This window comes from Acidimicrobiales bacterium (assembly GCA_022452145.1).
Classification (GTDB): Bacteria; Actinomycetota; Acidimicrobiia; order Acidimicrobiales; family MedAcidi-G1; genus UBA9410.
In genome coordinates, this window is sequence record JAKURY010000020.1 from 20,082 (window position 1) to 31,636 (window position 11,555).

12 protein-coding genes are annotated in these 11,555 nt (G+C 69.0%); 9 read left to right on the forward strand and 3 right to left on the reverse strand.

The features are described from left to right. Nucleotides 1-11: 11 nt before the first annotated feature. Nucleotides 12-1,268, reverse strand: coding sequence for an amidohydrolase (locus MK177_08205; GenBank protein MCH2427298.1), 1,257 nt, complete (start codon nucleotides 1,266-1,268; stop codon nucleotides 12-14). Between the two features lie 101 nt (nucleotides 1,269-1,369). Between MK177_08205 and MK177_08210 the strand changes: the two genes are divergently transcribed. The 5 genes from MK177_08210 to MK177_08230 all read left to right on the forward strand — a co-directional run bounded on the left by MK177_08210 (nucleotide 1,370) and on the right by MK177_08230 (nucleotide 5,766). Next, the gene (locus MK177_08210; protein MCH2427299.1) at nucleotides 1,370-2,203 is read left to right on the forward strand and encodes an enoyl-CoA hydratase-related protein; all 834 of its coding nucleotides are present in this window, start codon (nucleotides 1,370-1,372) and stop codon (nucleotides 2,201-2,203) included. Nucleotides 2,204-2,311: 108 nt separating this feature from the next. Continuing rightward, a complete protein-coding gene (locus MK177_08215) occupies nucleotides 2,312-3,181 on the forward strand; it encodes an LLM class F420-dependent oxidoreductase (GenBank protein ID MCH2427300.1) in 870 nt (289 codons plus the stop codon). 93 nt (nucleotides 3,182-3,274) lie between these two features. Then, complete coding sequence (locus MK177_08220; protein ID MCH2427301.1) at nucleotides 3,275-4,180, forward strand: OmpA family protein; 906 nt, start codon at nucleotides 3,275-3,277, stop codon at nucleotides 4,178-4,180. 114 nt (nucleotides 4,181-4,294) lie between these two features. Continuing rightward, nucleotides 4,295-4,849: a VOC family protein gene (locus MK177_08225; protein ID MCH2427302.1), complete on the forward strand. Its 555-nt coding sequence runs from the start codon at nucleotides 4,295-4,297 to the stop codon at nucleotides 4,847-4,849. Continuing rightward, a complete protein-coding gene (locus MK177_08230) occupies nucleotides 4,846-5,766 on the forward strand; it encodes a DUF2236 domain-containing protein (protein ID MCH2427303.1) in 921 nt (306 codons plus the stop codon). Before MK177_08225 ends, MK177_08230 begins: the two co-directional genes overlap by 4 nt. Nucleotides 5,767-5,829: 63 nt before the next feature. Here MK177_08230 and MK177_08235 read toward each other — a convergent pair whose 3' ends face one another. Beyond that, complete coding sequence (locus MK177_08235; protein MCH2427304.1) at nucleotides 5,830-7,113, reverse strand: cytochrome P450; 1,284 nt, start codon at nucleotides 7,111-7,113, stop codon at nucleotides 5,830-5,832. 87 nt (nucleotides 7,114-7,200) lie between these two features. Between MK177_08235 and MK177_08240 the strand changes: the two genes are divergently transcribed. From MK177_08240 to MK177_08250, 3 genes are read left to right on the forward strand one after another with little or no spacing between them, the layout of a single operon-like run. Continuing rightward, nucleotides 7,201-7,746: a MarR family winged helix-turn-helix transcriptional regulator gene (locus tag MK177_08240; protein ID MCH2427305.1), complete on the forward strand. Its 546-nt coding sequence runs from the start codon at nucleotides 7,201-7,203 to the stop codon at nucleotides 7,744-7,746. Nucleotides 7,747-7,778: 32 nt separating this feature from the next. Continuing rightward, nucleotides 7,779-8,243 (forward strand): hypothetical protein, encoded by a 465-nt coding sequence (locus tag MK177_08245; protein ID MCH2427306.1) that lies wholly within the window; start codon nucleotides 7,779-7,781, stop codon nucleotides 8,241-8,243. Continuing rightward, nucleotides 8,240-9,832, forward strand: a complete 1,593-nt coding sequence (locus MK177_08250; protein MCH2427307.1) for an acyl--CoA ligase — start codon at nucleotides 8,240-8,242, stop codon at nucleotides 9,830-9,832. The genes MK177_08245 and MK177_08250 overlap by 4 nt, the downstream gene beginning before the upstream one ends. Nucleotides 9,833-9,889: 57 nt before the next feature. Here the strand turns inward: MK177_08250 and MK177_08255 are convergent, their stop codons facing one another. After that, the gene (locus MK177_08255) at nucleotides 9,890-11,026 is read right to left on the reverse strand and encodes a mandelate racemase/muconate lactonizing enzyme family protein (GenBank protein ID MCH2427308.1); all 1,137 of its coding nucleotides are present in this window, start codon (nucleotides 11,024-11,026) and stop codon (nucleotides 9,890-9,892) included. A gap of 290 nt (nucleotides 11,027-11,316) precedes the next feature. Here MK177_08255 and MK177_08260 point away from each other — a divergent pair. Next, nucleotides 11,317-11,555 (forward strand): hypothetical protein (locus tag MK177_08260; protein ID MCH2427309.1); only part of this gene is annotated, 239 nt, incomplete at its 3' end.

An 11,555-nucleotide genomic window follows, 5' to 3' on the forward strand; every position in this document is an offset into this window, starting at 1 on the left:
GGGGACCCGGTTCAGGTACCGGGGCAGGCCTCGATCTCCAGGCTCAGCATGCGGGCCGCGTTGCCCCGCACGATCTTCCATACGGCGTCAGCCGGAAGGTGTCCCATCATGTCCTCGGCCACCTGCTTAGTGTGCGGCCAGGTCGTATCGGTGTGCGGGTAGTCGGTCTCGAAGGTGATGTTGTCCACCCCCACCTCGTCGAGGGACCGCAGCCCGTGGTTGTCCCGGAAGAAGCAGCCGAAGATCTGCCGGTAGTAGTAGGTGGACGGCGGCTCCGGTATGAGGTCGGACACACCGCCCCACGCACGGTGTTCCAGCCACACGTCGTCGGCCCTCTCCAGGATGTACGGGATCCAGCCGATCTGACCCTCGCTGTATGCCAGCTTCAGTTCTGGGAACCGCACCAGCACGCCGGAGAACAGGAAGTCGCTCATGGACGCGATGGCGTTGTTGAAGCTGAGGGTGGCGGCCACGGCCGGCGGGGCGTCCGGTGAGGCGGCGGGCATCTTCGATGACGACCCGATGTGCATGTTCACCGTGGTCTGCGTTTCCTGGCAGGCGGCGAAGAACGGGTCCCAGTAGCCAGTGTGGATCGACGGTAACCCGAGGTTGGGGGCGATCTCGGAGAAGCACACGGCGTGGCAGCCCCGTTCGGCATTGCGTCGGACCTCGTCGGCCGCCAGGTCCGCGTCCCACAGCGGGATGATGATCAGCGGTATGAGCGCTCCGTCGGAGTCGCCGCACCACTCCTCGACCATGAAGTCGTTGTAGGCCTTCACGCAGGCCAGGCCGAGGTCCCGGTCGGAGGCCTCGTAGAACGTCTGGCCGCAGAAGCGGGGCAGGGTCGGGAACGACAGCGAGGCCTCGACGTGGTTGGCCGTCATGTCGGCCACCCTGGCCTTCGGCTCGTAGCAGCCCGGACGCATCTCGTCGTACGTGATGGGCGCCATGGTCATCTCGTCGCGGTCGAAGCCGACGGCCGCCACGTGCCGCTTGTTGGGGTGCACGAGGTCCTCGTAGAACCAGACGTCGCACCACGGTGCGTCGGGGGCGTCCAGCTCGTACTCGTACATCTTCGCCCCGCCCACCCAGGTCATCTCACCCAGGCGGCGGCGCTCGATCCGGGGGCCCCGGTCCCTGTACCTCGCCGGCAGCCACGTCTTCCAGAGGTGGGGCGGCTCCACGATGTGGTCATCGACGCTGATGATCGGCGGGATCTCGGTGCGGTTGGCCGCCGACGGATCGGTGGGGACGGTGTCGCTGGTCATCATGTCCTGGTCCGGCTCTCCAACGGTTTCTGACGGTCCGTCAGATTCTAGGGCGCTCCTGACCGCTTCGGCCATTCCGGCCGCCGAACTACCGTCGTCCCATGGCAGACCACGACCTGGAACCATCCGACTCCGGAACCGATCGGGCCGGTCCCTTCGGCGAGGCGGCCACCTACGAGCGGGACGGGCACGTGGCCACCATCACCTACAACCGGCCCGAGGCCCTCAACGCCGTGAACCGGGACCTGCGACGGGACCTCAACGCGGCCTGGGACATGTTCATGGCCGACGAGGAGGCCTGGGTCGCCATCCTCACCGGAGCCGGGGACAGGGCGTTCTGCGCCGGCGCCGACCTGACCGACGGAGGCGGCTCGGCGGGCGACTTCCCGGGGACCTTCTGGGAGAAGCCCACCGTAAACTCGTTCGAGTCGGGCCTCGAGGTGTTCAAGCCCACCATCGCAGCAGTGAACGGCCACTGCATCGGCTACGGCCTGACGGCCGTCGTGGCCTGCGACTTCGTCCTGGCCTCCGACCGGGCCACCTTCGCCTGGCCCGAGGTCACCCTGGGCATACCCACCATCGTCGGGGCCATCCGGCTCCCCCGGCGGATCGCCTGGGCCGACGCCATGGAACTCCTCCTGACCGGCGAATCGGTCGACGCCGAGCGGGCGTCGGCGATGGGCCTGGTCTGGCGGGTCAGCCCACACGACCGGCTCATGGCCGACGCCAGGTCCCTGGCCGACCGCCTCTGCCGGGCCGCCCCGTTGGCCGTCCGGACCACCAAGGAGGTGGCGGTCCGGACCCGCTCCATGCCCTGGACCGAAGCGGTCCGATTCGGCGAGACCATGCGCCTGGTGGCCGCCTCCACCGACGACGCCAACGAGGGCCGTCAGGCCCGTACCGACCGTCGACCACCCGAATGGCAGGGTCGCTGACAATGCGGTCAGACTCGCCGGACCCGTGCCACGGCATCGATCCGGGGGGAACCCCGCGTGGCGATCGACTACACCTGAGAGACGGCAACGCATGAGGAGCGACAGCACATGAAGATTGGAATCGTCTTCGCCAACATCGGCCCGTTCGGCACCGCCCAGGGCAGCATCGACCTGGCCACGGCGGCCGAAGAGGCGGGCATCGACTCGCTCTGGACCGTCGAGCACGTCGTCTACCCGGACGACTACGGGTCCACCTACCCATACGACGACTCTGGCCGGATGATGATGGCGCCCGACACCGACCTCACCGACCCGCTGACCTGGCTGACCTGGGTCGGTGCCCACACGTCGACCATCCGCCTAGCCACCGGGATCCTCATCCTCCCCGAGCGCAACCCGGTCGTCCTGGCCAAGCAGCTGGGCACCATGGACGCCCTCACCGGCGGACGGGTGGACCTAGGCATCGGCGTCGGTTGGCTCCGCGAGGAGTTCGACGCCCTGGGGATCCCGTGGGAGCGGCGCGGCGCCCGGACCGACGAGTACGTGGCGGCGATGCGCACCCTGTGGGCCGGCGACAGCGCCTCGTTCGCCGGGGAGTTCGTTTCGTTCTCCGGCGTCTCGTCCAACCCGAAGCCGGTAGACGGCTCGGTACCCATCGTGGTCGGCGGCCACAGCGACGCTGCCGCCCGTCGGGCCGGCCGACTGGGCGACGGCTTCTGGCCGGGCAAGGGCGACCTGGACCACCTGCTGGACGTCATGCGCCGCGAGGCCGAAGCACACGACCGCGATCCGGACGCCATCGAGGTGACGTGGGCCGGAGACCTCACGGCCGGAGAGGATCCCCTGATCGCAGCAGGGTCGCTGGCGGCCAAGGGGGTCAGCCGTGTGGTGGTGCCCTCGTTCATGTTCCTGCGCAACACCGCCGAGGCCCTGGCCGAGTTCGGCGAGACGGTCGTCGCTCCCCTGGCAGATATGTAGCCCGGCCGGCCCCACTGTCGACGAGGCCTGCCCGACCCCCGGACCCAGGCTCCCGACCTACCCTGACTGCGTGCGCACGACGATCGGGATCCGATGGTGACCGGTGGCCTGCGCGACCCGCGCGACCGCCGCAGCCGGGACTTCGGCCCGGCCTTCGGCCTCGGACGTCGTTTCCCCCGGGCCCGCCGTTCCACCCCACTCAACCTGTTCGGCGGCCGCTCAACCTGGATCGCCCTCGTCGTGCTCGTCCCCATCTTCGTGGTGATCGCCCTGGGCAGCACCGGCCCTGCGGAGGACGGTGCCACGGAACAGGACCTCCTGGCGACGGTCCAGGGGTCCATGGTCCAGGCCGGGCTCCCGACCGTGAAGGTCCGGGTCGTCGACTGGATGGTCATCCTGGAGGGTCGGGTGGCGACATCCGAGTTGAAGGAGGCCGCCGAGCGCGTGGCCTTCGCCCAGGCCGATGTCATCAGCGTCCAGAACCGTCTCTACGTGCCGCCGCCGGTCGTCGACACGGTCACGACGACAACGGCGCCCGACCTGCCCGCCGCTCTGGCCGACCTCGTCCTCCAGTCCCGCCTGAGTACGGTGGCGGCTCATCCGTCGATCCAGTTCGAGAGCGGCGGCGACCGGATCACCCTCGAGTCGGTGCCCACGCTGGACCGGCTGGCTGACTTCCTCCTCTTCGAGCCGGCGATCCGAGTCCAGATCATCGGCCACACCGACAGTGACGAGAAGGTCCCCGGCGACAACCTCCTCCTCTCGGCGATACGGGCCGAGGCCGTCCGCACCCAGCTCCTGGCCCGCGGCGTCGAACCCGAGCGCCTGGTGACCCTGGGCATGGGACACACCGACCCCATCGCCGACAACATCACCAAGACCGGCAAGGCGGCCAACCGACGCATCGAGTTCCTGCTGCTCCGGGAAGGCGAGGTCGGCCTACCGGCTCCCGCCGAACCCACCGGGGACGGGTCCACGGAGGCCGATGCCGGCGATTGACCGGATCCGCCGATTGGACGGACCGACCGTCGACCCGTGACACGGGACCACCGCCCCGCTCCCGACCGGCCACCCGGTGGCGACAGGCGCTCCCGGCCTGCGACAATCCATGGCATGAGCACAGGCGGGCTGCCAGCAGCACCCGACTGGCGCGGCGTCCACCACCTCGCCATGGTGACCCCGGACATGGACGCCACGGTGCGCTTCTACGTGGGTGTGCTCGGCATGCCGCTCGTGGCCACCCTCCGGGCAGGCCCGATGCGGCACTACTTCTTCAGGCTGGGACCGGGGAACACCATCGCCTTCTTCGAGGTCTCTGGCGCCACCACGTTCTCGAAGCCGGCAGGGGCGCCATCGCCCCGGCCCATCCAGTTCGACCACGTGGCGTTCGGAGTCGACGACGAGGCGGCGCTCATTGCCCTGCAACGGCGGCTGGTCGAGGCCGGGTGCGAGGTCACACCGGTGGTCGACCACCGGATTCTCCGTTCGATCTACTTCCACGACGTCAACGGCATAGCCCTGGAGGCGTCCTGGTGGACGTCGGACTCCGACAGCCTCGGGTTCCGACCCGACGACCCCGAATTGTTCGCTGATCCGGTTCCGGTCCCGGCGGTCGCCGAACTGGCCGGAGACGGACTGGCATCGACGCCCTCCACGCGCCTCCGATGAGCGGTGGGCCGACCGACCGGTCGGCATGGCGCCGCCGGGTCACCGAGGCGGCGGTAGGCCTTTTCAGCCACGCCCCCGATCCGCTGGCCGACACCTTCTCCCATCCCGGCGACCTCGGTCTCTTCGGACCGGACTCGGTCACCTGGCAGGTGATGAGCGACTGCTCGACGTTCGTGGGCGGGGTCCGGTCCCTGCTCGTCCAGGCCGCCCATCCCGAGGTGGCCGCCGGGGTCGGCGACCACTCGTCCTACCGGGACGACCCCCTGGGTCGGCTGTCACGCACCGCCTCCTACGTGACCGCCACCTCCTACGGATCGGTCCCCGAGGTCGATGCAGCCATCGCCTTCGTGGGCCGGATGCACGGTCCGGTGGCGGGCACCTCACACCGCGGGCTGGCCTACTCGGCAGCCGACCCGGAGATGGCGGCATGGGTGCACAACGCCCTTGTGGACTCGTTCCTGGTGGCGCACCGCACCTACGGACCCGTCGCCCTCTCCGACGAGGCGGCGGACGCCTACGTGGCCGAGCAGGTTCGCCTGGGCCGGCGGATGGGCGCCGCCCCCCTCCCCGACACCGCAGGAGGCCTCGCCGACTGGCTGGCCGGGCACCCGTCGCTGGGGCTGTCGCCGGCCGGTGAGGAAGCCATCGCCTTCCTGGCCGGACCACCGCTCTCCTCGCCCGTGCAGGTCGCCTATCGGATCATCCACGATGCCGCTGTGGCCACGGTGCCGCCGCCGATCCTGGCCGCCATCGGCCTCCGGCCGCGTCGGGGAGCAATCACCCGGGGCCGCATGCTGATCCGGGGGCTCCGTGCGGCATTGGGTGCCTCGCCTGCCTGGGCGGCCGCCCTGGAACGCTGTGGGGAGGATCGACCCGACGGCGTTCGGTTCCGTAATCAGCCAGGCACCACCCGCTAGGTAGACCGGCTCTAGGTAGACCGGCTAACGCGCCCAGAGCACCAGGCCCCGCCGGCGGGACCTTCAGGCCGTCAGCACAGGTTTCGAGGGAGTGAACTCGACCGGCAGGTGCTTGATCCCGTTTACGAAGTTCATCCTCAGGCGGTCGGCCGGCCCGGTCGCCACGATGTCGGGCATCCGTTGGGCCAGTCCCTCGAACATGATCTTTAGCTCCAGCCTGGCCAGGCTCGCTCCCAGGCAGAAATGCGCACCGCCGCCACCGAAGGCCAGGTGGTGGTTGGGGCTGCGGGTCAGGTCCAGTCGGTGCGGATCCTCGTAGACGGCCTCGTCCCGATTACCCGATGCGTACCAGAGAGTGACCTTGTCGCCAGCCCGGATGAGCTGGCCCCCAAGCTCGGTGTCCTCGGTGGCCGTCCGTCGGAAGAAGTTCACCGGGCTGGTGTAGCGCAGCACCTCGTCGACAGCCACGTCGTCCATCTCCGCTCCCCCGGTCAACCGACCCCACTGGTCGGGATGGTCCATGAACCCCATGATTCCCAGGCTGATGGAGTTGCGGGTGGTCTCGTTGCCAGCCACCAGCAGGAGGGTGAAGAAGAGGTCCCGCTCGAGGTCCGTCAACTCGGTCACCGTGCCGTCGTCCAGGGTCACCTTCGCCGTGGTGAGTACGGTCCAGAGGCCGTCGTCGGGTTCTGCCCGCTTTCGGTCCGATAGGTCGTGGGCGTACATGGCCATCTCGATCACGGCCCCCTCGTAGGTGGAGCCGTGGTCGTCCTCGGCACCTTCGTCCATGTACTCGGGGTCGCTCCCCCCGATGGTGCGATTGCTCCAGTCCAGGAGCAGGTGCCGGTCCTCGTCGGGTACGCCGATGATGTCGGCGATGGCCATGAGCGGGAGCTCGGCGGCCACGTCGACCACGAAGTCGGCCGAACCCTGCTCGCAGATCCTGTCCAGAATGATGCTGGTCCGCAGCCGCATGACCTCCTCCATCCGCCTGATCATCCGTGGGGTAAAGCCGGTGTTGACCAGCTTGCGGTAGCGGGTGTGCTGGGGCGGGTCGGTCATCACCATCTGCAGGCCCGGGCCCCGACCCGGGGCGATGTCGTTGAGGGCGATGCCTCCTGCACCATTGCGTCCCGGGCCCGTCTGGTGGGAGAACAGGGTGCCCACTCGGTGGGCCTCCGAGATGTGTTCATATGAGGACACCACCCAGAAGCCATCGGGCTCCTCCTCGTTGGCCGGATGCCTCCATACCGGCGCATCCCGCCGCAGGAGGTCGAACCAGTCGTGTGGCATCCGCTCGGCGAAGACGTCCAGGTCGGTGAGGTCGATCTCGTCGATGCTGGCCATGGTCGTCCTCCGGATCGGGACATCGAACTATTGCCTTCCTCGGAAGATATCTTCCTGGGAAGAGGTGTGCAATGTACCCTCGGCTTCGTGAACCCCCCGAACGACCAGGTCCCCGACCATCCCAGCGATGTCGACTCCGCGGTCGAACGGCTGACCGATGGTACCGACGGCGCCGAGCCGACCACCGCCGGAATCCTCGTCTGGGCCTACGTGGCCGGCCGCCAACTGGATGCCTGGCTGGCCGACGCGCTCGCCGAAACCGGCCTGTCCACGTCGGACTACGGAGCGCTGGCCGGTGTGGCCTTCACTGGCGACCGGTCCATGACCGCCGGCGACCTCGCCCGCTGGGTGGTACAGACGTCGGGGGGCACCACCAAGACCCTGCAGCGCCTGGTCGACCGGGGCCTCGTCCGTCGGGTGGCCGATCCCCATGACGGTCGACGCACGATCGTCCAGCCCACGGCAGCCGGCAGCCGGACCGCCAGGTCGGTGGCCGCTGGCCTCGTGGACCGCCTGGACCGGGACCTGGACGGCCTGGACGCAGACTCCCGTGACCGCCTCCTCGCTGCCCTGCGCGACCTCTCCGTCAAGTTGACTGGCGACGACACCGCAGGGCCCCCTCCCGCCGGATAGCCCTCGGAGGCCCGGATGACGGAAGGATCCAGATGACGGAAGCCCTCACAGACCTGGTCGGAACTGACCGCGGCACCAGCCGCTGGTTCGAGACCAGCCAGGCCGACGTGGACACACACGCGGAGACGGTCGGAGATGGCGGCTGGATCCACAATGACGTGGAGCGATCCGCCACCGGCCCCTACGGGGACACCCTCCTCCAGGGGTCCCTCATGATCTCCAACCTGGCCCGCATGGCCCGCGACCTGGAGTGGCCGACCGTGGGGATCCTGAACCGCTTCCACTACGGCTTCGACCGCGTTCGCTTTGTGCACCAGGTCCCCACCGGTAGTCGGATCAGGGGCCGGTTCGCGGTCACCGGGGCGATACCGAAGGGTGACGACGGTCTGGACACCCTGGTCACGATGTCGGCGACCATAGAGGCCGAACTCCCGAACGGCCGGATTGTGACCGCCGTGGTGGCCGAGATGCTCGCCTATTTCGTAGCCGAGAGATGAACCTGCCCCTGCCGGCCGAGCCGGTCGCCCCGGTCCTGAACCGGATCGACGCCTACCTCGACCACTGGGCGGCCATCCGCCCCGATTCCGAGTTCCTCATCGACGGGGGACCGTCCTTCACCGGACGCCGACTCACCTGGGCCCGGACCAGGGTGGAGGTGGACCGCGTGGCCGCCGCCCTGGTGGCGGCCGGCCTGGACCGTGGCGACCGGGTGGCCTACCTGTCGGATTCCCGCCTCGACTTCTTCGTCCACTTCCTGGCCGCCACCAGCATCGGCCTCATCTGGCAGGGCCTGAACCCCAAGTACACGTGGAGCGAGGTGGTCTACGTCGTGGACGACGCCCGACCACGGATGGTCTTCGACGGCCTGCCCGGCGGTTCCGACGGTCTCACCGACCGGCTGGTGGCCGAGATCGGCGGGGTCGAGCGCAGCATCACCGTCGACGCCACCGACTGGAACGGGTTCCTGGAGGCCGGTACGACGATCGACACCGATCGACTGGCAGACCGACGGGCCGAGGTCGACCCGATGGACCCCGGGTTCATCGTCTACACCTCGGGCAGCACGGGCCGACCCAAGGGTGCGCTGCTGACCCACCGGGGCGTCTGCTGGTGCGGGGTGACCGGGTCCACGGCCCGCGGTGGCGGCGAGGAGAAGATCATCTGCAACCTGCCCGTCAACCACGTCGGTTCGGTCAGCGACATCTGCTGTCGCAAGATGGTCGCCGGCGGTGCCATCGTCTTCCAGGAGCGGTTCGACCCGGCGCTGGTGCTCGCCACCATCGCCAATGAGCGGATCGGCGTGTGGGGTGGCGTGCCGACCATGTTCCAGCTCTGCACCGCCCACCCCGACTTTGACGACGCCGACCTCTCCAGCGTCCGACAGCTGGCCTGGGGCGGCGCTGCCATGCCGGCACCGGTGCTGGAGCGCCTGCTGGAAGCCACCGACGTGGACCGCTGTACCACCGGCTACGGGATGAGCGAGACGACCGGCGGGGTCTTCTGCACCCCGCCGGGCGCCGACCTGGACGTGATCCTGAATACGGTGGGGGTGCCCATCCCCGGCCACGAGTTCCGGATCATGGCCAACGACGACCGGATCGCCGAAGCGGGCGAGTCCGGCGAGGTGCAGGTGCGGGGCGACTGGATCATGGCCGGCTACTGGAACCGTCCCGAGGCGACCGCGGAGGCCATCGACGCCGAGGGCTGGCTGCACACCGGCGACCTGGTGGTCATGCGTCCCGACGGCTGCCTGTCGATCGTCGGCCGGCTGTCGGAGATGTTCAAGACCGGTGGCTACAACGCATACCCCAGGGAGATCGAGATGTGCCTGGAGGACCATCCCGCGGTGCGAATCGCCGCCGTGGTGGGGGTTCCGGACCCGGTCTTCGACGAGGTGGGCCACGCCTTCGTGGTAGCCGAGCCGGGAACCGACGCCGACGACCTCCGTGACCACTGCCGGGAACGGCTGGCCAACTACAAGGTGCCCAAGGTGGTCCACCTGCGCGACGCTCTGCCCATGCTGGCCATCGGCAAGATCGACAAGAAGGGCCTGAGGGCCGAGGCGACGGCCCTGCTGGAGGGCTGACCCGGCGGTACCCGACCACCGCGGCGAGGGGTCGGCGGACGAGCCGGGGGGTCGGCCTCAGGACCAGGCCATGGCCGGGTCGCCCCAGAGGGACTCGTCCGGCGTGATGCCCAGCCCGGGCCCGGGCGGAACCTCGATCCAGCCTCCGTCCAGGCGGATGCCGTGCTCCTCGTCGTAGTGGTGGTCAACATACGGCTCGGCGATCCAGGTGCCCTCGAAGTTGGACGGGTCCACGGTCGCCCCCACGTGGAGGCTGGCCGCAGCCACCAGGTCGCCGCCCCACGTGTCGTCCACCGTGTGGGGACGGCGGGTCGCCGCGCACACGTCCCGAACGGATCGCATGGCGCTGATGCCGCCCACCCGGCTGACCTTCATGCCGAAGCCGTCGGCCACCCCGTGGGCGATGGCGGTGACTACGGTCGCCAGGTCGATCGCCGATTCGTCCAAGTAGATCGGATGGGCGACCTTTCCGACCAGCGAGGCGTTCTCGGCATACGACAGGCAGGGCTGTTCCAGCACCATCGGGACGTCCCTACAGGCCTGTGAAACCTGGGTGGCGTCGCGGGTGGTCCAGGCCTTGTTGGCATCGGCCGCCAGGCGCACGCCCGGGCGCAGGACGGCGGCAACCGCGCGGACCGCCGCTATGTCCTCCTCGACGGATCGGCCACCGACCTTGAGCTGGATTCTGGGAAAGCCCTCGTCCTGGCGCCTAGTGGCATCCGCCGCTGAATCCTCCGGTGACGCGATCAGCACCCCGTGGTAGGACGGGACCCGCTCTCGTACGGCCCCGCCCAGCAGGTCGCAGACCCGGACCCCGTACGACTTGCCGGTGGCGTCCCAACACGCCACGTCGATCGCCGCCTTGGCATAGCGGTGCCCCATCAACGTGGCGTCCATGGCGGCGTTCACTCGCCCGATGGCAGTCGGGTCCAGGCCGATCAGGTGTGGCGCCATTTCGGCCAGGGCCGCCCGGACCCCCAGGGCGTGCTGCGGCTGGTAGGTGGATCCCAGCGGGCAGGTCTCCCCGTAGCCCACCGTGCCGTCGTCGCATTCAAGGCGGACGATGGTGGTGTCCAGGTGCCGGACCTCCTGGACGCCCATCCGGTAGGGGGCGTCCTTCACCGGCAGGTCGTGCTGGAACACGTCGATGGCGGCGATCTTCATGCTGCGCTCTCCGGTTCGCCGGCGCTGCATGCACCGTTGCGGACAGCGCGGAACGTAGCACCGGTCGGCCTCCGGACCGCCACCTCCGACCCAACCCGGACCTGACCCACGAACCGATGCCCGTGGCAAACGTCCCTCGCTATCGGGCATCTCTTTCCCTGTGGGGCGATCTGTTTCCTGCGAGTAGATGTTTCTCTTGTAAACCTGTGGCGCCTGTCACTACTCTATTGGATGGTCTCGTGGGGCTCCGGGCATGGATGCACGACGGGGGCGATCAGGGGGGCATCGCGCCCTCTGAACTGACAGAGGGGAAATTCTTCATGTTGAAGCGATTCATTGTCATCCTCGCCGCTATGGCGATGGTGGCTTCGGCCTGCGGGTCGGACGACGACGCTCCGGCTGCTGCGCCGGCTACGACGGCTGCTGCGGCTGCTGCTGCGGCTACGACGGCTGCGCCGGCTGCCACGGCGGCTCCCGCTGCTGCGGATTCGTCTGATGCGATCAAGTTGCCGATCCACAACTGGTCGTCCCAGATCGCCGGCGTTTACGCCGTTGGTGC

Bases quoted from the DNA above. Each gene is read 5' to 3' on its own strand.
- MK177_08210 (MCH2427299.1), top strand. From the start codon at position 1,370: ATGGCAGACCACGACCTGGAACCATCCGACTCCGGAACCGATCGGGCC.
- MK177_08205 (MCH2427298.1), bottom strand. From the start codon at position 1,268: ATGACCAGCGACACCGTCCCCACCGATCCGTCGGCGGCCAACCGCACC.
- MK177_08255 (MCH2427308.1), bottom strand. From the start codon at position 11,026: ATGCAGCGCCGGCGAACCGGAGAGCGCAGCATGAAGATCGCCGCCATC.
- MK177_08220 (MCH2427301.1), top strand. From the start codon at position 3,275: ATGGTGACCGGTGGCCTGCGCGACCCGCGCGACCGCCGCAGCCGGGAC.
- MK177_08250 (MCH2427307.1), top strand. From the start codon at position 8,240: ATGAACCTGCCCCTGCCGGCCGAGCCGGTCGCCCCGGTCCTGAACCGG.
- MK177_08230 (MCH2427303.1), top strand. From the start codon at position 4,846: ATGAGCGGTGGGCCGACCGACCGGTCGGCATGGCGCCGCCGGGTCACC.
- MK177_08215 (MCH2427300.1), top strand. From the start codon at position 2,312: ATGAAGATTGGAATCGTCTTCGCCAACATCGGCCCGTTCGGCACCGCC.
- MK177_08235 (MCH2427304.1), bottom strand. From the start codon at position 7,113: ATGGCCAGCATCGACGAGATCGACCTCACCGACCTGGACGTCTTCGCC.
- MK177_08225 (MCH2427302.1), top strand. From the start codon at position 4,295: ATGAGCACAGGCGGGCTGCCAGCAGCACCCGACTGGCGCGGCGTCCAC.
- MK177_08245 (MCH2427306.1), top strand. From the start codon at position 7,779: ATGACGGAAGCCCTCACAGACCTGGTCGGAACTGACCGCGGCACCAGC.